Below are 24,427 nucleotides of genomic sequence, written 5' to 3'. Positions count from 1 at the left end.
ATTATACCACACCCAATTTCTCTTGTACTATACCCTTTTGCTTCATATTTATTAACATTTCGCTACAATTCTATTTCAATTATTGTCATACTGTATTCGTTTGCCATTCTCATCCATTTCGCTTACAATAAACAATAGCAAATAAAGAATCTCGTTATCACTGGGGGAGCCATGCCGCTGAGAGGGAACACTTCGTTCCGACCCTTCGAACCTGTTAGTTAATGCTAACGCAGGGATTGTGCAAACGTCCGAAATACATACCTCATTTTTATTTACGTATTTCGTATCCTCCTATGATATCTATTCTTTTTTGTACAACTTGGATTTAGGGGGAGACAACATGCGTAACACCAATTTACAAGCGATGATCGAATCTGCTATTCTTGCAGCCTTCGCCATGATTATCGATATTTTACCATTATCACTTAAACTTCCAACAGGCGGTTCTATCTCATTCGCTATGATTCCTATTTTTATTATTGCTTACCGCTGGGGCTTTAAATCAGCTTTCTTAGGTGGTTTAGTTTGGGGACTATTACAAATAGTCGTGGGGGATGCTTATATTTTAACACCTGTTCAAGCATTCATTGAGTACTTCATTGCCTTTGCTTTTATCGGATTTGCTGGCTTATTCTATCGTCCAATTCAAAAAGCACTTTTAACGTCTAATGAAAATAGTGAAGAACATTCAAGTTTAGGTAGTCGCAATGAAAAACCTTCAGCAAAACAAAACCATGGTAAGAAAATCCTTGTTTACATTATCCTTGCTACATTTGTCGGTAGCTTTGCTCGCTATTTCTGTCACTTTATTGCCGGTATTATTTTCTGGGGACAATATGCGCCGAAGGGTCAATCAGCTGTGTTATATTCATTAATCGTAAATGGAAGTACAATGCTTGGTTCTTTTATTTTATGTACAGTTTTACTTATATTTTTATTCCTCACTTCCCCACGCTTATTCAAAAGCATCAGTGCTTATCAAATGAATACACAAAAAAAGGGCGCTTAATGAGCGCTCTTTTTTCATATCGTAATATTAATTAAAAATACAATAAATGCGCAAAAGAAAATAAATACCATTATACTTAGCCAATTGCTATGCACGGTTCATCGACTCCTTACATAACCTCATTTTCTAACCAGATTATATCGCTTAAAAATAAAGATTAAGTAAAGATAATATGAAAATAAATTAAAAAAAGCGTAGCATGCATTATCTACGCTTTTTTCGGTAAGTAAAAGTAAAATAATACACCGTCTTCTGTATTTTTCACTCCATATTCAGCATCGTGTAATTCTAAAATATTTTTAGAAATAGCAAGCCCAAGTCCCGTCCCACCTTGTGAACGCTGACGAGCTGTATCCACGCGATAAAAACGATCCCAAATTTTATCTAATTGTTCTTCTTCAATGTGAGTACCTTTATTTTCAATACAAACTTTTATACGATCCTTCTCATCTATTGCAGAAATAATAATATCTTCTTTATTTGGTGTATAACGTATGGCATTCGTAATGAAGTTAACGATGACTTGTTCAATCCGGCCTTGATTTGCAATCACTTCAAATGAATGTATATTTTTATGAACATGAAGTTCTTTTTTCTCTATTTCCACAGATAGATGTTCACATATATCTTCAATTACTGTATCAATATAAAACGAAGACTTTTTCATTTTATATGTACCAGATTCAAATTTAGCTAGCTCAAGCATATCCAAAATTAAAGTATCCATTTTGTCTACTTCTCTCTCCATCGCTTGAAAATAATACTCTTTTTTATGCTCAGCTACCCCGTCTTTTAAAATGGAAATACAACTTTTCATAATACTTAGCGGTGTTTTTAATTCATGCGAAACACCAGAAATGAATTCTTTCCGTGTATTTTCTAACTTTCTTTCCTTTTCAATATCTTCTTCTAACTGTCCAATATGTGAATGGAGTTTATTTGATAGCACATTAATATTTTTCGATAAATCTCCAATTTCATCTTTTGAAATAATCGGTATTTTTTCTGTAAAATCTAATTGTGCTATTTTCTTCGTCGTATCATTTATTTTTAATAACGGTTTGGCAATTTGTTTTGAGTAATAGAACGAAGCTAAAAAAATAAGAACAACTACAAATGCAATGATATAGATGTAATAATCTTGCACCATTTGTACAGCTTCATCTACGGGCTGTAAAGAAGCCATCGCATAAATATATGTTACTGATCCGTCTTTTTCTATTGGCTTGATTAATAATTTATATTTAATATCATTTTTTTCATAGTCCATTGTTTGTGTTGTATATTGTATGGGCTTGCTCTCTTTTAATAATAAATTAGTTTGAAATTCTTTTATGCTATCTAAGAAGATGCCATTTTTATAAATTGGATTCACAGGACCTTTTACATCTGGTAACTGTACTTTTGTAACACGTCCTCCTATGTAAACGCCTAATTCCTGAGCAGCTTGCTCCTGAACAGCTGGTTTCTTTTCCTTAACAAGTTGTTCCTCAACTGCTCTCTTTTTCTCCTCATTTAATTTGCTCATTTTCTCATTAAATGCTTTTTCTAACGGTTTATTAGATCCACTTAAATTCTGCTTAGATAAAGAAAAAGAGAATGGAATAAAACTATCTTCTTTTCTCACTCCAGAAAAATAAATTTCTTGCCCTAAAAACTGCTCTGATAATTTATTATCAATTTCCTCTATATTGACGAGATTACCTAAGGGAATTTTAAATATTTGTTGTCCAAAGCTCTTTTGTTGCCTACGATCTATCGTTACTTCAAAATAAAAATCATCTGCATGTTTTAAATTCCCGTTCTTATCTAATGTCGTAATCCACGTATTATTTTCTCTTAAAAAGTCTTGCTCTAGTTTCTGAATTTCTTCTGCATTTCCTGCATAATTCAAATAATTCTTCTCAAAAGAATTTAAATTCACTTTAATATCTTCCACTTTTCGATTCGCATAATATTGTTTAAAAAATATCGTTTGTCCAATAAATATCGTCGCTAAAATCAACATACATAATGCTGTTGTAAGAGTAAATAATTTTAGTACAATTCCTTTCTTCATACATTCCCCTCAAATTTATAACCAGTTCGTACTACAGTTGTAATATACTTTGCTTTCTCTCCTAATTTATTTCTTAAATTACGAATATGGCTATTCACCGTTCGATCATCGCCAGCAAATTCATATCCCCAAATTCTTGAAATGAGTTGCTCTCGCGTTAAAACGATTCCTTGATTTTTCATGAAATACACCAATATTTCAAACTCCGTATGCGTTAAACTAACATCTGCCTCATCAACAGTAACAGTACGCGACGGAAAATGGACATGGATGCCATGAATCGATAACGTATCATCTTCGTTCTCTAAAGGTTTCTTCGATGCTTTTCTACTTTCTAATAATCGTTTCGCTCTTGCTAATAAAATTGGAGGACTATACGGCTTCGTCACATAGTCATCTGCTCCAAATTCAAAACCAAGTAACGTATCGTCTTCATCTACACGCGCCGTCAGCATAATAATAGGCACCTCGGACGTCTTCCTAATCCTTCGGCAAACAGACCATCCATCGAGTTCTGGCAACATGATATCTAAAATAACTAAATCAACCTCTTCTTCTTCAAATACAACTAAAGCCTCTTTCCCGTCCCTCGCTTCAAACACTACATATTGTTCACTTAAAAAATAATCTTTTAATATTTCACGTAATATGTCTTCATCTTCAACAATTAAAATGTTTTTTGACATAACTTATATATCCCCCTCTCGCTTTCAGAAACTATAATTTCACTTTGAATAACTGCCAGTTAACTTCGCCTCGATAATATATCTATCTGGTGCATCCCCTATATAATCAAATGGGTAACAAGTTGTCAGTGTTAATATCGGTTCTTCTTTTTTTATAATAACAGTACGATCATCCGCATGAGTAATCCATGTCTTTTGAATTTCATATGTGTACGTTTTATTATCATACTCTAAAACAAGGGTATCCTTTTCTTTCAACTCTTCTAAATCTGTAAATACAGTATCTCGATGTCCACTCAGTACAGTATGTCCCCCTCCAGATGGAGTTGTCGTTAAATCACTAACGAACATACCCACTCCTTTTTTCAAAGTCGTATCATCTGCTCCCCAATATATAGAAAACTTCTTCTTTATTTTCGGTATGTTTAACATCGCTACCTTTTCTCCTTCTTTATGTTCTGTTTGAGAAGAAGGCACTTGAGAAGTTACAGGTGTTTCATGAGAAAGTTGAGTATCTTGTATATTTTTAAGGCTCTTTATTTCTTCTGCCGTTAATTGCCCGGCAGAGCTTCTTCCTTTATACCATTCCACAGCATAATAGGATCCCATGAATAGCCCTATAGCCATCAATATGATACCGATATAATTGAGTAACTTCATTCTTCATTCCTCCATGCCAAAAATGGTAGGAGTAACCTACCATTTTTAATATATGAAATTATCCCATTCTTTATAGGAAAATATTTTATTTACGCTTTAATCTTATTGCGACGATTCAAACCAAATAATGTACCTACCGCTACAAGACATGCACTTAATCCCATCATTGCTACATTATTTGATGCTGTATTTGGTAATTTTTCACCTTGTACAACTGGCTTTGCTTCTTCTTTTTTAGCTACTTCATTCTTTTGCTCGGCTTTTATCGCTGCTTCTTTTTTGGCCATATCGTTTTTTAACTGTTCTTGCGCTATTCTCTTTTTCTCTTCTTCACTTTTTTTCTCAGCTTTTATTGTTTCCTCTTTTTTAGCCATATCATTTTTTTCTTGTACTTGTGCTGCTTGCTTTTTCTCTATTTCACTTTTTTGCTGTTCCTTGATTGCTTCTTCTTTTTTAGCTTTATCCTGTTGTACTTGCGCTTCTTCTTCCTTTGTTACTGTTCCAGTATCCGCACTCGCTACTGAAGAATATCCTACTGTTAAAAGTGCCATTGCACAAATTGGTAATAGTTTCTTTTTCATTTTCACTCTCTCCTTATATTTTATTCACATCTACTCGCATCGGATGTATTACTAGAATAAGCAAGAGATATAAATATAAGATGCAGATGAAATATATTTCATTTAAAGATTTCATTGTAGAAAAAGAAAAAAACATCGCAATATGTACGATGTTTTTTTCGGGTGTGTGTCTCAATTATTTACATGTTACTTTCGCGTGATTTGGAAGTAGAACGGGCCGGAGCGATAACTAATTGTCTCGGCTCAGTTTTCTTGAAGTGATTTTTGACGTTACACTTACGACGTTGAACAACCCACGCTTTAATAGGGTTTGTTAAAATAATCTTTTGCTCTTCGTTAGGGGCCTCTTCTTCAAACCTACAACTCTCGCTCCATTTATTCCATTTCATTGTAAATTTAGAAGAAGAATGATCATCTTCACGATCAAACAAGTGCAAAAAATCCATTTTTCCATCTAGCATTACGGTGTTACTAGTCGCTAAAAAAGAAAAGGTCGTCCAACGTTTCTCCATGCCCTCCTACTCCTTTTTCACATATAGAGTGCCTAAAACTTAATTTACCTAAAATATGCTTGCCTTTTACCTTACACCCATAGTTTATCCAAAATGCTCTTATGCAACTATCGATTTGCCTTACAACTACCTTACATTTTTGTAAGAAACAAAAAAACCTTCACTCTATATAATGAAGGTTTCTCACTTTTTATCTATATGATCTCTCATATCATCAAGTCCAGCTTCTTTTAGCTGCGACATCATACCGTGCGAAATTGCTCCTAACACTAAAGTCATTCCAATTAATGAAATACGAATCGCAGGTACATCAATTACGTAAGCCAACAGGCCAAGAACAATTGTTAAAAGTAATGCTTTTATAAATGTTACACTTGTGTACTGTTTCTTCTTCATCATATTCACCCTTTATGGAAGCGTTTTCTTAATATACTTAGTATATCATATCATCAGATGATTTTGTCGTTATCTTTGTAAAAAATTACTATCTCCTTTGACTTTTTCTATTCTATCCTTTACAGTCGAAATGTTCATAAGTTTTACACTGTAGGAGGATTACAATGAATATTGAAATAAAAGACACTTTAATTTCTGAAGAACAATTACAAGCAAAAGTTAAAGAATTAGCACTTCAAATCGAACGTGACTTTGAAGGAGAAGAAATCGTAGTTATCGCAGTATTAAAAGGTTCATTCGTATTTGCTGCTGATTTAATTCGTCACATCAAAAATGATGTAACAATTGACTTTATTTCTGCATCTAGCTACGGAAATCAAACAGAAACAACAGGAAAAGTGAAACTACTAAAAGATATCGACGTAAACATTACTGGGAAAAACGTAATCGTTGTAGAAGATATTATCGATTCTGGTTTAACACTTCATTTCCTAAAAGACCACTTCTTTATGCATAAACCAAAAGCACTCAAGTTCTGTACATTACTTGATAAGCCAGAACGTCGTAAAGTAGACTTAACAGCTGAATATGTTGGCTTCCAAATTCCAGACGAATTCATCGTTGGATACGGTATCGACTGTGCGGAAAAATATCGTAACTTACCATTCATTGCTTCAGTTGTAACGGAATAATCGTATAACTTAAAAAATCGATAGTACATAAAATGTATATCGGCGATTTTTTAAATATATCGACTTACCGACAATAACTGACAATCTTAGCACCCAATTAATAGGGAGAAGCTGTTCTAAAATACATGGGAACAGCTCCTTTCTTTCCATTACAAACTACAGGGAGAGATGAAATATGACAAAGACAAAATTTGAAAAAGTACTCCTCATCGTAAATCCGAAAGCTGGTCAAGGTGACTTACATACAAATTTAACGAAAATCGTACCACCTCTTGCCGCAGCTTTTCCTGATCTACATATCCTTCATACGAAAAAACAAGGTGATGCAACAAAATATTGCCAAGAGTTTGCTAGTAAAGTAGATTTAATTATCGTCTTTGGTGGTGATGGAACAGTATTTGAATGCACAAATGGCTTAGCACCTCTCGAAACTAGACCTACACTTGCAATCATTCCAGGTGGAACTTGCAACGACTTCTCTCGCACACTTGGTGTTCCGCAAAACATTGCAGAAGCGGCAAAACTTATTACAAAAGAACATATAAAACCAGTTGACGTTGCAAAAGCAAATGAACAACATTTCTTAAACTTCTGGGGCATTGGACTCGTATCTGAAGTATCAAACAATATCGATGCAGAAGAAAAAGCAAAGCTTGGTAAAATTGGTTACTATTTAAGCACAATTCGAACTGTAAAAAATGCTGAAACATTCCCAGTAAAAATTACTTATGACGGACAAGTATATGAAGACGAAGCTGTCCTTGTCATGGTTGGAAATGGTGAATATCTTGGTGGAATTCCATCCTTTATTCCGAACGTAAAATGTGATGACGGAACACTTGATATTTTCGTAGTCAAATCAACAGGTATTCAAGCATTTAAAGATTACATCGGAAAGAAACTATTTGAAGACTCAAATGAAAATGACATCTTCCACGTAAAAGCGAAATCCATTCATATTGAAACGAAAGAAGAAAAAGAAGTAGATACAGATGGAGAAAGCTCGCTTCATACACCTTGTCACATTGAATTATTACCAGGACACTTTACGATGATTTATAATCCTGCGGTTGTGTAATAAAAAAACGAGTGCTAGCACTCGTTTTTTCTCTTCTAATCTAGTTATATTGTTGGATCATTTCCTCTATTTCTTTAACTCTCTCTAAAGTAATTCCATTTCTTTGTTCGATCGCTAAAGGATGCTCGGTTGGCTCTAATTCAACATACGGTGCCATTCCAACTTCTCTTATATGTACATTTGTTTTTAAATTTAATGTTTCTGGATAAACTGGTATTTCTACAGATAACCAACCAAAATAAGGATCACTATTTTCTCGGCCTCTCTCATCTCACTTTTCTAATACTTCATCATAACTTTCTTTACTAAGTGATACCCACACAGTCCATATGAAATTTTCGTGGTAGTCAATTATAGGAATCTCTAAACATCCTCTAATAAAATAATGTTCACCATCCATTACACAAAGATCTGATGTTAAATGGAAGCGTTCCTCTCTTTCATGGGGCGCTACCTCGTAATAATAATATGGTGCTTCACTTCCGTAGCATAGAGGTAGTGCAAAACGATGCATTTGTACTTTTTCTCCGGATTTTCTTCTTCTTTTCATTTGTCATTCTTTCTCCTATCCTTTTCAGTCACAATCAAACTCTACCCAATTTCTCCAATGCGTATTAGCATTTTCATTCACAATAACACTTGGATCTTTCTTCTCTATTGTAGCGGCTACTGATTGGAAGAATTCATTTTCACTTACTTTTTCGTCTTCAACATGTTTCCATTCTTCCGTTTCATACGCTACTTCCCAGTCGCCTTCTAAACCGAACTCTTCTAAAATTTCTCCTTTATCCCACCACAATAATTTTTGAGCTTCCTCATTAGTAGCAAGCATACGCATAAAGTATGTTGGATAATGCTCTGTCGTTTGTACTTCTATTCCATTATTTATATAATCCTCTTCTGTAAATTCATATTCAAAATGATGCTCGCGAATTTTTAAACTGCCGTTATAAATATTCGGTATAAATTCACCTTCATCATCAAACAACTCATAATCGCCATTATTTAATTGTAAAATGCAATCATCACCCATTGAATGAGTAATTCTATCGCCATATACTTGAATATCATTACATACACCTAATGAACCTACACCCACAATTTGAAACACCATTAGCCAATCCTTAGCATCTTTAAAGAAAAGAGAGAATTTCACTTGTGAAATATCCATATATTCATTATCAAAGGCAGGAAATTCATAGTTACTTTGCTTTTTATCTAATAACCTTAAAATCTCTTTTTGCACATGTATCACCTTTTCATTAATATTATCTAACGTTTACCGTGCTCTCATGTAGCTAGAAAAATTCCTCTTTCATCACTATTCGTATACTCAATCTATCTTAACAAAAATGCTTTTCCTACTTCCATCATATATAGGCCGTACACCGATTCCATTTCTCTTACTTACGCATATATTGGAATATTGTTGCTTCTAATGCAGTGTGTTTTATTTTTGCTCGGAGGTGTTATAAATCGTGTTCGAATGTAAGAACGAACTAAGTCTCTCTAATATAGAAAACTTAAAATATAATTCAAACATTCCTATAATAGTAATAGCCTTCAATAACCTTACTTATGTGAAAAATATGTTAAAACAATTAGAAAACAAAAAGATAAAAAGTGAAGATATATGGATTTGGGACAATAATTCAACCGCTCCCGCTTTGCTTGCTTTTTATGAGCAAATATCAACTAAATATAATTTAGTGAAAAATAATGCCAACTATGGACCACGTTTTTTTGCCGTTCCTTATATTTTCGATTTACTTCCAGATTTTTTTGCTGTAACTGATCCTGATTTATCTTTTAATGAAAAAATGCCAGATAACTTTTTAGAGTATTTAAAGCAGTTAACAATCGAGCTTTCACTCTTTAAAGCCGGCCTTGCTTTAGACATTATACCTACTTCTAATTTCAACAGAGAGCTCATGTCAAATGAAAAATGTACAGTAACAGAATGGGAAATGCAGTATTGGCTTTTTCCTATAACTAAATACAATAACCCTAAAGTTTTCAACGCTGGAATTGATACAACTTTTGCTGTTTACAATAAAAAATTTATTAGTAACGGTTTTTATAATGCCGTAAGGGTAGCTGATAATTTCACCTGTAAACATTTACCCTGGTATAAAGACAATATAATTTCAGAAGAAGAAAAAAATATGCTAAATACGAAATGGGCTAACTGGCACTAATAAAACGAAACGTTATTCAGTAGCAGATATTACTACAAATCGAAAACCTACTTTACAGCATATGTAATAATTCAAAAATAGCTTGAATGGTTTCAAGCTATTTTTTATCAAATTTCCTCAATACTATCCAATTGAGTCTTATAACATTCATCACACTCTGGCCTCGTAGGAAGAATCCCTCTTTCATCAGGTAATAAAACCCTCAAAACTTCTCGATCCATCTCTACGAAAGACTTCATAATAATGGGATATCCTTCAATAATATTCGTATACTCAATCCCTTGTTCAAACTTTTTTCCGCTCTTTATTTCTTCTATTATGGTACAAAAAACACTATGCGCGACTTCAGGATCCATATTTAATGCTATTTGTAAATCTTGATGATTAAAGTTATCTCTTAGACCATGCGTATGATAATTAGCATGGATGCCATCAATATCTTCTGCTAATATGCTATGCATGTACCATCCATACTCTTGTAGCATATTTTCTTCCCATTCATCTGCATCCTCTTCTAAATCTTCATCAAACAAATTCGGATCATACCACACGTCCTCGTAATCTCCAGCAATTAAAAATCTCCAACCAGGTGGTAACCCTAAATACTTCTTTATTTCAGGTGCCCATTCATCAATATGTTGAACGTGTAAAGGAAGAAAGAAATCTTCTTCTGTCCCCATTTCTTCACCAGCCCAAATGTACCAACCTGTCGTTCCATTTTCTATAGGCATTCGTAACCCATTAATCGGAGCGATACCATCTTTCACATTTTGCGCTATTCCTAATTTCAAGTCATTCGGAGATTCTACATACTCCGCTTTATATTTATCACATATACTCCTCTGTTCTTTTATGTATTTTTCCATCCTTTTAGCACACTCCCCAATTTTTGAAAGATAGATTTCTTTGCCGAAGCACTCTCTAACTTCCATACCCCACACGGATTATAAAATGGATCCTCTTGTTCATATATATCAATTTCAAAGCCAATCTCTTTCTCCTTATGGTGCATAACATTTCCCGCTAATATATAGTTACTTTTACTCACAACTTCTTGTATTAATTCTGTTCTATCTTTCCATAAACCAGGTACTCCAATAACGATTTGTGTCTCCATCATATGCACTCCACTTCTCATCTATTTTCAATCTATTCTTTCAATCTTCCAAACTAAATTAGCTGGGATATCTTTCTCTAAAAAGGTTAACATCCATACAGTTTAGACATCCTACTATGATTAAAATCTCCAAATATAACACTCCATGTGTACATTTATATTTATTTTCGTTTACATACTATTGTTATTCATAATCCATTTTAGCTAATAAACAAACGAAAGAGAACTAGGTGGATTAATGTTTACTTAAAAATAAAAAGTCCGAAACTATATAAAGTGATTTCGGACTTTTTATTTTTAAAATATTAAATTACATTTCGAACAAAAAGGAGCTGAATTTCCTCTTCTAATTTTTGTATCACATTTTGGACAATATACATATCGTTCCTCTACCTTTTGTCGTTCTATCATGTGTAAAGATACTATTTTCATACTGCACATAATTCCAATTAAGATAAGGCTAAAAATGAGTAGCACAACGCTCTTCCTCCCTTAACTACTTACCTATATTTTACCATTAAATAAAGATAATTTTATACTTATAATCCTATCTTGTCCTTCATACTGGAAGAAACTTTCTTTACTTCTATTTACTCATCAGTGTGATTCTTTTTTGTCTATATAAATAAAGAATACCTGTAACTATAAAAACAATCACGCCAAAATACACGCCATATTCTATCGCGATCGCTACAATACTTTCAATATGTTGTCCAAATAAAGCACCGAGCACAAAGTAAACGAGTGTCCAAACAAATCCTGTCATATAAGAATACAAAGCATACGTCTTAAATGACATGTTATTCATTCCAACTAAATACGGTACGATATGTCTTACAACTGGTATGAAGTAACTTGTGACTAACGCATAATGACCATACTTCTCTACCATTTGTTGAGATTTCAAAAGATATTTCGCCTTTTTCTTTTTCATTAGCTTATCAAGTACTTTCGTACCAAATATTTTCCCTAATATATAACCTAAAGAAAGCCCAGATACAACACCTAAATATGTTAATAAAAATGCAGGAATGACACTTAATATCCCTAGTGAAGATACAAAGCCACCACTCATTACGATCATTTCGTCTGGAATTGGCATACCGATAATACCTAGCCATAAACAGAAAAATAATGCCCAATAACCGTATTGTTCAATATAAGATAATAATTCATGTAATTCCATTATGCATATGCTCTCCTTAGCTCTTTTTTACAGCTAAAGACGTACGCTGGTGGGAAATTGAGCCACACTTTCTCTAGCGTAATTTCAGGAAAGAAGTGCTGTATAAATCCTTTTTTCACAAGTGAATATTGAAATGTAATGAATTCACCATTCTCATGTATCACTTCCATCGCATTGCTTAAAATGCGCTTTGAAACTTCTTCTGGTAAAGAAGTGAAAGGCAACCCTGATAAAATGTAATCAATACATTCTATATCGAGCTCTTCTATATACTTTTTTATATTTTCGGCTGAACCGTGTACAACAATGACATTCTGCTCATCTTTAAATTTTCTCTTTAGCTCCTTGCAAAACACTTCATTAATTTCAATAAGAAGAAATATTGTTTCCTTCTTCTTTCTCTTCATAATTTCTTTCGTAAAGACTCCTGTACCAGGCCCTAACTCTACAATGCATTTCGCTTTATTAAAATCAATTACATCTACCATTTTCTTTGCTAATATTTTTGAACTTGGCGCAATTGCACCAGTATGTTTCGGATGTTTAATAAATTCATGTAAGAATGTTATGAGTTGCATATAAACCTCTCCTCATTCGTTCAATAGTTTTTAACTTGTTTCTAAGTATAACTATTATTTCTTAACAAAAATTGAGGAGATTTCTTAAGATTTTATGAAGAATAAAAAAACAGCTATCGCCTCTAGCGATAGCTGTCCCTTATTACTTCGCACTCACGATCTTATAATAAGAACGAACTGTTAAGAAGTAATATCCAATATAAATCGTGCCGTATACTCCGATACTAATTAGAAGCGGAATCATAATTTCAAATGGTAATATATTTGATAAACCTTTTAGTGCAAATAGGCTGTGTAAAATACCAATTACTAACGGAATAGCAAAGATAAAGCTCACTTGTTTTGCGATAGCTCTCTTCATCTCTTGCTTCGTTACACCAATTTTATGAAGAACAACGTAGCAATCACGGTCAGCACTTGCTTCTGTTAATTGTTTAAAGTAAATGATTGAGCCTGTTGCTAATAGGAATACTAATCCTAAGAATAACCCAATAAACATCATTAAGCCTGTTGTTTCAAGCCCCATTTGGAATCCTGTATAGAAATCGTTAAATGGTTTTAAAACTTCTGATTCTCCAGCTGGCATAATGCTTGCTAATTTTGCTGTTAACTCTTTACTATTTCGCTCACCTTTTACATCAATATTTTTTACAGTACGCGTTTCGTTTACTTGTTTCACTTGCTCATATGTTTTATCAGGAACGATTACAAATAGTTCATTTAAATTTGTAAGGCTTCTATTATTTACACCTTTAATTTTTAATTCTTTTGACTCGTTTCCAACAGGGAATACAGCTGTATTTCCTGTATAAAGAGGACCAAAATCAAGTTTCTCAATATATAAGCTATCATATACGAAAGCTTCATTCGCACTTAAATTTACAGGTTCTACATCTAAATGTTTCACAAGTGTATTAAAGCTTGATTGAGAAATAAGCTGGTACTGATTCGTAACATTATAGTGTGTGTTCAGAACTTGATCAGCTCTTTCACCTTTAAATGTTCCCTTCACAGGAATCATTTCAACTTCTGATTCATATGTGACTGGGTGATTATTCTTCTCTCCAGCAAGTATTTCATTTACTTTTTTATCTAATGCTGCATCTTTTTTCTCATAGGAATAACTATACGGCGCAGCAACTTTTGATTGCGTAAATGTGTTGTAATACATCGTAACTGACGTACCAACCGCTGTTAATGTTACCGCACTTAAAATAGCGATTGTCGCCAGTGATTTCGCATTTCCTTTAATACGATATAGTAACTGTGATGTCGTTACCATATTCATACCATTATAAAATGCTGACTTATTATTTCTTGCACGTTTCAATACAAATACTGTGAAGAACATGAACAGTAAATAAGTCCCTGCTACTGTCGCTAATAAAATATATAATGCAACGACCATAAAGTCTGCATACATAACTGCTTTCATGTACATTAATGCTAAAAAATAACCTGAACCGATTAAGAAAACTGAAATTAATGCCATAATGACAGATCCTTTTGGCATTGCTTCTCCTTCACGTTCTGCACGGAAAAGTTCAATTAACTTAAAGCGATAAATTAAACGATATCCTTGAAGTGATGTATATAAAATAATCACAAAGAAAATAATTGCTGTATCAATAATGGCAGCCATCGGTACTTCAAAATGAACGTTTAAATTTAATCCCATCATATTTACTAATAACTCAAGGAATAATTTTGAAAGGACACTACCGATCGCAATCCCAATTACTAATGACATTAATCCCATTAACATATTTTCATAAAAGAGCATTTTACCAATTTGTCTTTTACGAATACCTAATAAGGAATAGAGTCCAACTTCTTTTTTACGTTTACGTGTAAAGAATCCGTTCGAATATATAATAAACACTGCTACGAAAATGATAAGCATCACACTTGAAACTTGGAACGCTCCGCTAATTTTTTTTGAAGCTTCTGCTGCTTTTTCCATCTGTGAATTATATTGCAGTGCTTTAAATGTAAAATAAATAACGATACTAAAAATCATAGATGCGAAATATACAAAGTAGTCTTTAAAGTTCCGCTGTATGTTGCGGAGGGCAATGCTAGATAAGGTCATCAGCCATACCTCCAGAAATAGAAGACATTACGTCAACAATTTTTTGGAAGAACTGTTTACGCGTCGATTCACCGCGGTGTAATTCTTTATATAGCTCACCATCTTTAATGAAAATAACTCGTTTACAATAACTTGCTGCAAATGCATCGTGCGTTACCATTAAAATTGTTGAGTTATCATATTCATTTAACGACTTCATACTTTCAAGTAAATCTGTTGCAGATTTAGAATCAAGTGCTCCAGTTGGCTCGTCTCCGAAAATCATACTTGGATTCGTAACGATTGCACGCGATGCTGCACAGCGCTGCTTCTGTCCACCAGATACTTGATATGGGAACTGACTTAAAATATGATCAATACCGAATTTCTTTGAGATTTCAAGAACGCGGCGATCAATCTCACTCGCTTTCACCTTTGATAACGCAAGTGGTAAAGCGATATTCTCTTTCACCGTTAACGTATCTAATAAGTTATAATCTTGGAAAATGAAACCTAAATGATCACGGCGGAATAACGCTAACTTATCATCATTCATCTTTACAATATCTTTTCCATCAATTAAAATTTCACCGTTCGTCGCATTATCAATTGTAGAAAGAACATTTAGTAAAGTCGTCTTACCAGAACCAGAAGGTCCCATAATTCCAACGAACTCACCTTCTTTTACTTGTAAGTTAATACCTTTTAACGCTGCAAATTTATTCCCACCCGTGTCGTACACTTTTTCAATATTTTTTGCTTCTAACACTGTTTTCATCTCGACATCCCTCATTTCTTCTATTCTCTATTTTCAACTATATACACTCTCTACTCTTGCCACTATCGATGTTTCTTACACAAACATGACAGTTATGTAAGACGCATAAGTAAAGATATAAAAATTTAACCTACTGAACAAAAGTACTTTGTTACTATAACATTGGGATATCATACCATCCATTCATTCTCCTTACAGGAACATTACAATTTTGTAAGGTTAAAAATGTCCCCTACAAAGTTGTGCACGAAATGTCGGATGGAGCTATTTCGTTCCTGCTATTCTATGTACAGAGGAGGTCATAATATGGATTCACTTAAAAATATGAATACTGCAATGCGCTATATTGAAGATAACCTTACGAATGAAATTGATTTTAAAGAAGTTGCGAGGCTAGCTCTCTGTTCTGAGTATCACTTTAAAAGAATGTTTTCGTTTTTAGCAGGTATATCACTGTCTGATTATATTCGCTGTAGACGTCTTACTCTTGCTGCCTTTGAACTAAAAAATAGCGATGCAAAAGTCATTGATGTCGCTATAAAATATGGCTACAACTCACCAGATTCATTCGCTCGTGCATTTCAAAACTTGCACGGTATAACACCTTCTGAAGCCCGAAATAGTAGCCATTCTTTGAAGGCTTATTCACCAATGACCTTCCAATTATCCATTCAAGGAGGAAATGAAATGAACTATCGAATTGAAGAAAAAGAGCCATTTCGAATTATAGGTATTACAAAACGAGTACCAATCGTTTTTAACGGTGTAAATGAAGAAATTGCTTCTATGTGGAAAAGTTTAAACCCAGATTCTATTCAAACATTAAAGTCCCTTTCAAACATTGAACCTACTGGAATCATTAGTGCTTCTACTAACTTTTCTGAAGGAAGAATGGAGGAAAAAGGCGAACTCGATCACTACATCACAACAAAGGATTGTCCAGAGCAGTTTAAACAGCTTGAAGTTACTGCTTCAACATGGGCTATATTCGAAGCTGTCGGTCCATTTCCTGATGCATTACAAAATGTATGGGGACGTATTTACTCTGAATGGTTCCCTTCTTCGAACTATGAACTAGCGGAAGGACCGGAGATATTGTGGAATAAACAGAAAGATATATCTTCTCCAAACTTTAAAAGTGAAATTTGGATACCGGTTTTGAAGAAGTGATAAAAAACAAAGCTGCTCTTCCCTAAAAGGAAAAGCAGCTTTATTTACATTTTCAACTCTTCTTTATAAATACTATATGACTTTATTGTTGATACGATAATGCATATTAATATGATTCCAATCCCTATAAAAATATTAAATGGATCTGGAAGCAAAGCCCCGGCATATATACAAAGTGAACCTATTACAAATATCCTCGAAGCAAATCTATGTGTTTTCCTCCAAACTACAGGATTTTCTAATGTCCAGTCCATTCGAATGCCTACTAACCCGTTTGGCTTCGTTTGTTGCATGTAATTACCTAATACAAGAAACAATGTTCCAAGTCCAAAATTAAATGCAATTGAGCCCGATGCAATATAATTAGACGCTGCTAATAGCGCAAATAAGTTACAGCCGAATCCTATCAAAAGAATAGCATAACGGATTGCGGAAAGGACTTTAGCATGCTGTTTATACTTATCTTTCGTTACGTCAATATACCCAAGAGCTAGCCATATCAAATACAGCAACATCATGCTTCCTATTGAAACAGAACTTGCTTCTACTTTAGAAAAATATCCATCTACTACTCCTGCTGCATTATAATGGCGTGGAATTTGTTCTGGTAAATATGGCCATACAATATACCATCCAATTGCAATGCCAATAATTAAACTCCATGGTAATACGTGTCTTTTCATCCTCTCTCCCCCATAATTTTTTATTAGGCCCCTATTTCTTTTTTATAAGCAACATAAGAATATCCCATTGTTAATCCTACTGCACCAATAATAATTCCAACCATTACGAAAGATTTCCACGTTACTGGTACAAAAACACTTAGAATCATAATAACTCCTAATACAACAAACACCTTCCCACTAAAACGGTGTGTCTTTCTCCATACTTCCTCGTTACTTAATGTCCACGGTGTTTTTATACCTACAAAGTAATTTGGTTTACATTGTGGTAAATAGTTACCGATGACTATAAATAAAATACCAACTAATAATTCCGGCACACGATTAATGAATAAGTTATATCCTAATCCACTTGTAATAATATCTATATTTCCTACAAATAGTAGCAATAGTACACCATTATTCATCATCATAAAAGCTTTAGAGAACTTCTCGTAATTTACTTTCTTTGGGTCAATCTTTGGTAACACGTTTAGAAAAATATATAAAACAATCATAATTCCAATCATAGAAATCATTCCATACAATTTAGAAGAATATCCATCTACCTTACCACCGCTCCAATGCGTTGCAATTGTATCCGGCAAATGTGGCCAAGCAAACGCCCAAGCTAAACAAGTTATAACAATTAATAAGATTGCAAAAAGATGTTTTTTCATTTCCCCTCTTCCCCCTTATTCGTAAATGTAAACACCCAAGTTAATAAATCTTGAAAGACAGTTGTGTTTAAAGAGTACACAACAAATTGCCCTTTCTTTTCATCTTGAATAAGTTCAGCATTTTTAAGTGCGCTTAAGTGGTGTGAAATACTTGGTTTTGTCATATTGAAATGTTCAGCGATTTCACCAGCGGTTAAATCACCTTCTTTTAATAAGTCTAAAATTTTTCGCCTTGTTGGATCTGCTAATGCTTTGAATGCTTGATTCAATGTCTTTCTTCCTTTCGATAATTAGACATTTAGATATTTATCTAAATATTAAACCGATTACTGTTATTTGTCAATTGTATCCAGTGCCCTTTTTACTTTTCTCACTTTTAACCTATACTGTTTACTAGCTTATCTTTCAACATAATGAAAAGACTTGAAACACATGATACACTATAGCTACAATTGTTTTTCTGAGGAGGAATATACATATGTATAAAATTTTAATCGTTGAAGACGATCCAAATATTTCATCATTACTGCAATCTCACATTCAGAAGTACGGTTATGAAGCTGTTGTTGCAGAGAATTTCGATGATATTATGGAATCGTTTAACGCTGTGAAACCACATCTTGTTTTACTTGATGTAAACTTACCGAAATTCGATGGTTTCTACTGGTGCCGTCAAATTCGTCATGAATCTACTTGTCCAATTATTTTCATTTCAGCGCGTGCTGGTGAGATGGAACAAATTATGGCAATTGAAAGCGGTGCGGATGATTACATTACAAAACCATTCCACTACGACGTTGTAATGGCAAAAATTAAAGGACAATTACGCCGTATTTACGGTGATTATGCACCAAATATTTCTGAACGTATCGTTGAAGTAGAAGGTTTAAAACTATTCCCAGAACGTCCTGAAATTCACTTCGGATCTGAACAAGTTCTTTTAACGAAAAAAGAAGCTATTTTAGCTGAAATGTTATTATCTAAATTCCCTCGTACAGCAAGCCGTGAAGATTTATTAGCTGCGCTTTGGGATGACGAAAGCTTCGTTGAAGAAAATACATTAAACGTAAACATTACGCGTCTTCGTAAAAAGTTTAATGAGCTTGGTATTGAGAACTCTATTGAAACAGTACGTGGACTTGGATATCGCTTTAACGCAACTTGGAGTGAATAAGCATGAAGCTATTTTTACGTGATCATTTTGCATTTTTCCTACTGTACGTTTTAAACTTCGGTATCATTTTCGTTCTTTATGATGCAGTAGATGGATTTCAAAACAATAAATTTTATTTCGTCGTTTTAAGTTTATATTTATTTATTTGTTTCCTCGCTTACCGTTACGTTCGCAATCGTAGAATGTACCATAGATTAAGCGAGCAACCAGAAAAAATGGAAGATGCGTTTATTGAAAGAGCAACTGCTCCGATGCCTCACGGTGTCAATGAACTGGTGCGTACGCAGTACCGCCTCTTCCAAAAAGAACTACAATCGTATGAAGTAAAACAACAAGAACATCAATTATTCATTAACCACTGGGTACATCAAATGAAGACACCTGTTTCTGTTATGCAGCTTATGGTGCTAGAAATGGAAGACGAGCATTTAATTCCAAAGTTTAAAAAAGAATTAGAGCGTCTAAACCAAGGGCTTGATATGGCTTTATACATGGCTAGGTTAAATAACTTCCATGAAGATTTCCATGTTGAGACGATTTCATTAAAAGATACGGTAACAAAAAATATTAACGGATTAAAAGAACTATTCATTCGTAATGGTGTCTTTCCTGTTTTAGAAGTTCATTCTGATTTAAAGGTTGCTTCTGATGCAAAATGGCTAAAATTTATCATCTATCAGTTAATGACAAATGCTGTTCGTTACTCTGGTGAGCGCGGAAAGAAAGTTTTCTTATCTGCTTACCGAAACGGAAAAGATATTATTTTAGAAGTTCGCGATGAAGGTGTTGGTATTCCGCAAGAAGATATTCGAAGAGTATTTGAACCATTTTACACTGGGAAAAACGGTCGCGCATTCGGAGAATCTACTGGTATGGGACTTTATATTGTAAGTAAAATTTGTGATTATTTAGGTCACTCTGTCAAACTAGATTCTGAAGTTGGTAAAGGAACGACGATTAAAATCATCTTCCACAACGCTGCAAATAATCAAGCAGAACATACGGAGAAGGTGACCGAAGCATGATCGTAACATATGCAAGCAAAATGTATGAGAACTCACTCTCATACATTTTTTGCAATACAACTACTTCTATATCTTCTAGCCGGAGGTATAATCTATGACATTTTGGCAATTTGCATTTAAAAACGTCACGCGCAACTCAAGAGCTTATTTTGCTTACTTTGTAAGTAGCTCCTTTTCCATTGCTGTGTTCTTTTCGTTTGCTGTTTACTTATTCCATCCGAAATTACAAAACTTTGACATGACTTCTGAAATTTCAGGATTAATGATATTTTCAGAAGTAGTAATTGTATTTTTCTCTTTCTTCTTTTTACTATATTCCATTGGTACTTTTTTAAAAGTTAGAAAAAAACAATTTGGTGTTTTGACCATTTTAGGAATATCGAGAAAACAATTACATCGTCTTGTTTTTATGGAGAATATGTTAATCGGGATTTTATCTATATTTTTCGGCATGCAGTTTGGAGTTGTTTTTTCTCAATTTTTCTTATTAGTAACATCCAAACTTACGCATGTTCCAGGAATATATTTATACGGTCCTACTAACGCGTTTATTTTAACAACCATTGTTTTCCTTAGTCTTTTTATCATTGTATCTGTATTCACACCAATGCTTATTCGTACAAAAAAAGCGGTACACCTTTTAAAAACAAATGGTGGAAAACAAAAAGAAAGAAAACCATCCATACTTGTTTCATTATTTGGTGCGATTTGTTTATTTGGTGGTTATGCGTTAGCTGGAAATCCTAAATATTTCGTATCAGTAAGCCCGCAAATCGGTGTTATATATATGGTTTCGAGTATTTTCGTTATCCCAATGCTTGTTACAATAGGAACATATTTTTTCTTTTCTCAAATTAGTTTCTTACTGATTTATATTTTAAAGAAAAGAAGAAGATTTTATATGAAACGGATTAATATGCTTTGGATTTCAGATTTAGCAAACCGTATTCGAACGAATATTAATATGCTTTTTATTGTAGCAATGCTATCTACAATTGCTTTCACAATGATTACGTTTCTATATGGATTCGGGAAATTTATTAAGCTAGAAGTGAATAGAACTTCTCCTTTTCCAATTTCTTATTTTTCTTATGATGCGAACCCTTTTGTTACAGAGCATTTAAATTGGCTTGAGCAACAATTACAAAAAGAGCATTTCCCTTATCAAAAAATAGAAGCTGATATATATGAAACACCACTAAAAGAAGATAAAGATATAGCTATTTATAATGACGTATACGCAATTAAGCAAAGTGACTATAACAAACTTGCAGATTCTTTACGAATGAAACAACTATTTATGGATGATAACGAAGCATATGTGCTAACAGGGACATCTTATATCACCATATTCAACGAATTTGAGCAAAGCTACAATAGAGATTACATTACACTCTCTAGTACAAATACGAAATTAAGAGTTAAAGGCTATGAGCATGTAAACGCAATCCCATCTGACTTTTCATATCAAACGATAGTGTTGCCTGATGTTATCGTAAATAACTTACCTAACACCGTAAAACATATATCAGCATACAATTACAAAATTCAAAACTGGGAACAGACATATGAAATTGCTGATAATTTTATAGAAAAGGTACAAAAAGATCGAAATAAATACCAGTATGAAGGGCCTCTTATTCGATCCTTTGAATCAGCAGGATCGTTATACAAAATAACATCAGGTAGTGCCGCGTACTTCCTAATCGGGACATTTTTAGGAGTTATTTTCTTCATTGGAGCTGGTAGCGTTCTTTACTTTAGAATGTATACGGATTTGACGAACGAACAAGAGAAATATATAACGATTTCTAAAATCGGTGTAACAGATACAGAGATGAAACGATCTGCAACCATTCAACTTAGTATTTTATTTTTCATTCCGTACATTATGGCATCCATTCATACAATGTTCGCAACAAAAATGCTACAAGATGTAATTGGTTTATCTCTATTCAAAGAAGTTTCAGCCGTTCTTATTATTTTTGGATTCGTTGAAATCGTATTTTTCTTATTCATTCGTTCACTTTATATGCAAAAATTATCACATTACACGAGTGGACAAAATATTTAAAACAAACTTGATGAAAAGAGTATCTCTCATACTCTTTTCATCTTCACCCTATTAGGAGGTTTAGGTGAATGACATTTTGGCAGTTTGCATTTAAAAACGTCACAAGAAACGCCAGAGCTTATTTCGCCTATTTTGTAAGCAGTGCGTTCTCCATCGCAATCTTTTTCTCATTTGCAGTTTATTTATTTCATCCTAAATTGCATATGACAGACGTGAATTTTTCTCTGAACATATTAATGACAATTTCAGAAGTTGTCATTGTGTTCTTTTCATTTTTCTTTTTACTGTATTCAATCGGGACGTTTTTAAAAGTACGAAAAAAACAGTTCGGGATTTTAACAGTGCTTGGCATATCTCAAAAACAATTAAAGCGACTCATATTTATAGAAAATATGTTAATTGGTGCTCTTTCTATATTTTTTGGCATTCAACTTGGACTTGTCTTTTCACAGTTCTTTTTGTTAGTTACCGCCAAAATTACACACGTACCTGGTTTATATTTATATCCACCTACAAGTGCTATCGTTTTAACTATCATCATCTTTCTCGGGCTCTTCATTCTCGTATCATCTTTTACACCGATGCTCATTCGCACGAGAAAAGCCGTACGTCTTTTAAAAGAAGGAAAACAACAAAAAGAAAGAAAAGCATCCGTGCTCATCTCTCTATTTGGTGCGATCTGTTTAATATGTGGATATGCGTTAGCCGCAAATCCGCTGTATTTTATGTCGCTAGGTGACATAATTGGACTTTTATATGCCGTCTCTAGTATATTTGTCATTCCATCGCTTATTGCAGCTGGAACATACTTTTTCTTTTCACAAATTAGTTTTTTACTTATTCGTATTTTAAAAATGCGAAGAACGTTTTATATGAAACGAATTAATATGCTTTGGATTTCCGATCTAGCATCACGTATTCGGACAAACATTAACATGCTCTTTATTGTAGCGATGTTATCGACGCTCGCTTTTACAATGATTACATTCTTATATGGCTTCGGGAAATTTACAAAGTTTGATGCGATTAGACAAAATCCTTTCCCGTTTACTTATTTATCGCATACTGAAAATACGTTAGCTGATGAACATTTAAACTGGTTAGAGCAGAAATTTAATGAAGAGCACTTTACTTATACAAAATTTAAAACAGATATATATGAAGTATCTTCAGCTGAAGATAACACGCAGCTCTATTATGCCATTAAACAAAGTGACTATAATGTACTTGCTAAAGCGTTAAATTGGGAAAAACTCACGGTAAATAAGAATGAATCTTATATTCTTATGAAAGACTTAGATGATCAAGTTATTGGAACACTTCACAATAAAGAACAGAAAAATACTCTTACACTTACTCAAAACAATTTACAACTACAAGTGAAAGAATATAAAAGTTATAGCCCATTCCCAAACAGCTTAATATACCAATTACTCATACTATCTGATGAAAATGTAGAAGCCTTATCCACCGTTTCCAAACAAATGAGTGTATATAACTTCAAAGTTACAGATTGGGAAAAAGCACATAATATCGGTTCATCGTTTATAACAAAAATCCATAACGATAATGCAGCAATTCAAGCAGAGCATCCACCTTTCCATGCAAGTGAAGCGAGCGATTCTCTATATAAGACAAAACTAAATGTCGCTTCGTTCTTCTTAATTGGTACTTTCCTAGGAGTTATTTTCTTTATCGGTGCTGGCAGTGTTCTTTACTTCCGGATGTATACAGATTTAACAAATGAACAAGAAAAATATATAACGATTACGAAAATCGGCTTAACTGAGACTGAAATGAAACGTTCAGCGACAATTCAGCTTGCGATTCTTTTCTTCGTACCTTACATTATGGCATCAATCCATACGATGTTTGCGACAAAGATGCTACAAGAAATATTACATCTCTCGTTCTTCGCTGAAATTACAGTCGTACTGTTGATTTTTGGAACAGTTGAAATTTTATTTTTCCTTTTAATTCGTTCCTTTTATATGCAAAAATTATCACAACACATTAAGTTTTAAAAAGTAGAAAGGTGATT

At 33.6% G+C, this 24,427-nt stretch carries 26 protein-coding genes, 1 pseudogene and 1 riboswitch; of the genes and pseudogenes, 9 read left to right on the top strand and 18 right to left on the bottom strand.

What is annotated here, in order from left to right:
* The first annotated feature begins 152 nt into the window (after nucleotides 1-152).
* Nucleotides 153-254, top strand: a riboswitch (TPP riboswitch).
* Between the two features lie 86 nt (nucleotides 255-340).
* On the top strand, nucleotides 341-1,009 hold the full coding sequence (gene thiT / locus ACK1U5_RS15530; protein WP_001246585.1) for an energy-coupled thiamine transporter ThiT: 669 nt from the start codon (nucleotides 341-343) through the stop codon (nucleotides 1,007-1,009).
* A gap of 208 nt (nucleotides 1,010-1,217) precedes the next feature.
* On the opposite strand, the gene ACK1U5_RS15525 is transcribed toward thiT, so the two are convergent.
* The 6 genes from ACK1U5_RS15525 to ACK1U5_RS15500 form a co-directional block, all read right to left on the bottom strand.
* Nucleotides 1,218-3,068, bottom strand: a complete 1,851-nt coding sequence (locus ACK1U5_RS15525; protein ID WP_087875838.1) for a sensor histidine kinase — start codon at nucleotides 3,066-3,068, stop codon at nucleotides 1,218-1,220.
* Nucleotides 3,065-3,754: a response regulator transcription factor gene (locus ACK1U5_RS15520; RefSeq protein ID WP_113710580.1), complete on the bottom strand. Its 690-nt coding sequence runs from the start codon at nucleotides 3,752-3,754 to the stop codon at nucleotides 3,065-3,067. The genes ACK1U5_RS15525 and ACK1U5_RS15520 overlap by 4 nt, the downstream gene beginning before the upstream one ends.
* A gap of 39 nt (nucleotides 3,755-3,793) precedes the next feature.
* The gene (locus tag ACK1U5_RS15515; RefSeq protein WP_000771590.1) at nucleotides 3,794-4,414 is read right to left on the bottom strand and encodes a class D sortase; all 621 of its coding nucleotides are present in this window, start codon (nucleotides 4,412-4,414) and stop codon (nucleotides 3,794-3,796) included.
* Nucleotides 4,415-4,503: 89 nt separating this feature from the next.
* Nucleotides 4,504-4,995, bottom strand: coding sequence for an LPXTG cell wall anchor domain-containing protein (locus ACK1U5_RS15510; protein WP_000728022.1), 492 nt, complete (start codon nucleotides 4,993-4,995; stop codon nucleotides 4,504-4,506).
* A gap of 179 nt (nucleotides 4,996-5,174) precedes the next feature.
* Nucleotides 5,175-5,507, bottom strand: coding sequence for a hypothetical protein (locus ACK1U5_RS15505; RefSeq protein WP_000415613.1), 333 nt, complete (start codon nucleotides 5,505-5,507; stop codon nucleotides 5,175-5,177).
* A gap of 183 nt (nucleotides 5,508-5,690) precedes the next feature.
* Complete coding sequence (locus ACK1U5_RS15500; protein WP_002001286.1) at nucleotides 5,691-5,906, bottom strand: hypothetical protein; 216 nt, start codon at nucleotides 5,904-5,906, stop codon at nucleotides 5,691-5,693.
* A gap of 161 nt (nucleotides 5,907-6,067) precedes the next feature.
* Between ACK1U5_RS15500 and hpt the strand changes: the two genes are divergently transcribed.
* Together hpt and ACK1U5_RS15490 are read left to right on the top strand one after the other, a co-directional pair.
* The gene (hpt, locus tag ACK1U5_RS15495) at nucleotides 6,068-6,595 is read left to right on the top strand and encodes a hypoxanthine phosphoribosyltransferase (protein WP_001019295.1); all 528 of its coding nucleotides are present in this window, start codon (nucleotides 6,068-6,070) and stop codon (nucleotides 6,593-6,595) included.
* 175 nt (nucleotides 6,596-6,770) lie between these two features.
* Nucleotides 6,771-7,673, top strand: a complete 903-nt coding sequence (locus tag ACK1U5_RS15490) for a diacylglycerol/lipid kinase family protein (protein WP_000167895.1) — start codon at nucleotides 6,771-6,773, stop codon at nucleotides 7,671-7,673.
* A 40-nt stretch (nucleotides 7,674-7,713) separates the two neighbouring features.
* On the opposite strand, the pseudogene ACK1U5_RS15485 reads toward ACK1U5_RS15490, so the two are convergent.
* Nucleotides 7,714-8,223: pseudogene (locus tag ACK1U5_RS15485) on the bottom strand (DUF2199 domain-containing protein).
* 24 nt (nucleotides 8,224-8,247) lie between these two features.
* Nucleotides 8,248-8,919, bottom strand: a complete 672-nt coding sequence (locus ACK1U5_RS15480) for a DUF7003 family protein (RefSeq protein WP_087875840.1) — start codon at nucleotides 8,917-8,919, stop codon at nucleotides 8,248-8,250.
* 232 nt (nucleotides 8,920-9,151) lie between these two features.
* On the opposite strand from ACK1U5_RS15480, the gene ACK1U5_RS15475 reads away from it, so the two are divergent.
* Complete coding sequence (locus ACK1U5_RS15475; protein WP_000461059.1) at nucleotides 9,152-9,871, top strand: hypothetical protein; 720 nt, start codon at nucleotides 9,152-9,154, stop codon at nucleotides 9,869-9,871.
* Nucleotides 9,872-9,978: 107 nt separating this feature from the next.
* Here the strand turns inward: ACK1U5_RS15475 and ACK1U5_RS15470 are convergent, their stop codons facing one another.
* The 7 genes from ACK1U5_RS15470 to ACK1U5_RS15440 all read right to left on the bottom strand — a co-directional run bounded on the left by ACK1U5_RS15470 (nucleotide 9,979) and on the right by ACK1U5_RS15440 (nucleotide 15,601).
* Nucleotides 9,979-10,737: a DUF4262 domain-containing protein gene (locus ACK1U5_RS15470; RefSeq protein ID WP_087875841.1), complete on the bottom strand. Its 759-nt coding sequence runs from the start codon at nucleotides 10,735-10,737 to the stop codon at nucleotides 9,979-9,981.
* A complete protein-coding gene (locus ACK1U5_RS15465) occupies nucleotides 10,722-10,991 on the bottom strand; it encodes a hypothetical protein (RefSeq protein WP_000970753.1) in 270 nt (89 codons plus the stop codon). Before ACK1U5_RS15465 ends, ACK1U5_RS15470 begins: the two co-directional genes overlap by 16 nt.
* 294 nt (nucleotides 10,992-11,285) lie before the next feature.
* Nucleotides 11,286-11,465: a hypothetical protein gene (locus tag ACK1U5_RS15460; RefSeq protein ID WP_001986677.1), complete on the bottom strand. Its 180-nt coding sequence runs from the start codon at nucleotides 11,463-11,465 to the stop codon at nucleotides 11,286-11,288.
* Nucleotides 11,466-11,574: 109 nt separating this feature from the next.
* Nucleotides 11,575-12,174: a DedA family protein gene (locus ACK1U5_RS15455; protein ID WP_000418923.1), complete on the bottom strand. Its 600-nt coding sequence runs from the start codon at nucleotides 12,172-12,174 to the stop codon at nucleotides 11,575-11,577.
* Nucleotides 12,174-12,752 (bottom strand): class I SAM-dependent methyltransferase, encoded by a 579-nt coding sequence (locus ACK1U5_RS15450; protein ID WP_001176054.1) that lies wholly within the window; start codon nucleotides 12,750-12,752, stop codon nucleotides 12,174-12,176. Before ACK1U5_RS15450 ends, ACK1U5_RS15455 begins: the two co-directional genes overlap by 1 nt.
* Before the next feature lie 142 nt (nucleotides 12,753-12,894).
* Entirely contained in the window at nucleotides 12,895-14,844 is a 1,950-nt protein-coding gene (locus tag ACK1U5_RS15445) for an ABC transporter permease (RefSeq protein WP_448814832.1), read from the bottom strand.
* On the bottom strand, nucleotides 14,831-15,601 hold the full coding sequence (locus tag ACK1U5_RS15440; protein WP_000859655.1) for an ABC transporter ATP-binding protein: 771 nt from the start codon (nucleotides 15,599-15,601) through the stop codon (nucleotides 14,831-14,833). The genes ACK1U5_RS15445 and ACK1U5_RS15440 overlap by 14 nt, the downstream gene beginning before the upstream one ends.
* Nucleotides 15,602-15,907: 306 nt before the next feature.
* On the opposite strand from ACK1U5_RS15440, the gene ACK1U5_RS15435 reads away from it, so the two are divergent.
* Nucleotides 15,908-16,771 (top strand): AraC family transcriptional regulator, encoded by an 864-nt coding sequence (locus ACK1U5_RS15435; RefSeq protein WP_448814831.1) that lies wholly within the window; start codon nucleotides 15,908-15,910, stop codon nucleotides 16,769-16,771.
* Between the two features lie 44 nt (nucleotides 16,772-16,815).
* Here ACK1U5_RS15435 and ACK1U5_RS15430 read toward each other — a convergent pair whose 3' ends face one another.
* The 3 genes from ACK1U5_RS15430 to ACK1U5_RS15420 are packed head-to-tail and all read right to left on the bottom strand — an operon-like array spanning nucleotide 16,816 to nucleotide 18,382.
* Complete coding sequence (locus tag ACK1U5_RS15430; protein WP_087875843.1) at nucleotides 16,816-17,454, bottom strand: SdpI family protein; 639 nt, start codon at nucleotides 17,452-17,454, stop codon at nucleotides 16,816-16,818.
* A gap of 23 nt (nucleotides 17,455-17,477) precedes the next feature.
* Entirely contained in the window at nucleotides 17,478-18,113 is a 636-nt protein-coding gene (locus tag ACK1U5_RS15425) for an SdpI family protein (RefSeq protein WP_087875844.1), read from the bottom strand.
* Nucleotides 18,110-18,382, bottom strand: coding sequence for an autorepressor SdpR family transcription factor (locus ACK1U5_RS15420; protein WP_001070531.1), 273 nt, complete (start codon nucleotides 18,380-18,382; stop codon nucleotides 18,110-18,112). Before ACK1U5_RS15420 ends, ACK1U5_RS15425 begins: the two co-directional genes overlap by 4 nt.
* 209 nt (nucleotides 18,383-18,591) lie before the next feature.
* Between ACK1U5_RS15420 and ACK1U5_RS15415 the strand changes: the two genes are divergently transcribed.
* From ACK1U5_RS15415 to ACK1U5_RS15400, 4 genes are all read left to right on the top strand, one after another.
* Nucleotides 18,592-19,287, top strand: coding sequence for a response regulator transcription factor (locus tag ACK1U5_RS15415; protein ID WP_000276738.1), 696 nt, complete (start codon nucleotides 18,592-18,594; stop codon nucleotides 19,285-19,287).
* 2 nt (nucleotides 19,288-19,289) lie between these two features.
* Nucleotides 19,290-20,312 carry a sensor histidine kinase gene (locus ACK1U5_RS15410; protein ID WP_000765341.1) on the top strand — a complete coding sequence of 341 codons (1,023 nt, stop codon included), beginning with the start codon at nucleotides 19,290-19,292 and terminating at the stop codon, nucleotides 20,310-20,312.
* Nucleotides 20,313-20,406: 94 nt separating this feature from the next.
* Nucleotides 20,407-22,386 (top strand): ABC transporter permease, encoded by a 1,980-nt coding sequence (locus tag ACK1U5_RS15405; RefSeq protein WP_087875846.1) that lies wholly within the window; start codon nucleotides 20,407-20,409, stop codon nucleotides 22,384-22,386.
* Nucleotides 22,387-22,454: 68 nt separating this feature from the next.
* Complete coding sequence (locus ACK1U5_RS15400) at nucleotides 22,455-24,410, top strand: FtsX-like permease family protein (RefSeq protein WP_061654859.1); 1,956 nt, start codon at nucleotides 22,455-22,457, stop codon at nucleotides 24,408-24,410.
* Nucleotides 24,411-24,427 lie beyond the last annotated feature (17 nt).

Source organism: Bacillus sp. XB1 (genome assembly GCF_053557995.1).
The sequence above is the reverse complement of the archived record's forward strand: the minus strand, read 5'-3'. Positions and strand labels throughout refer to the sequence as shown.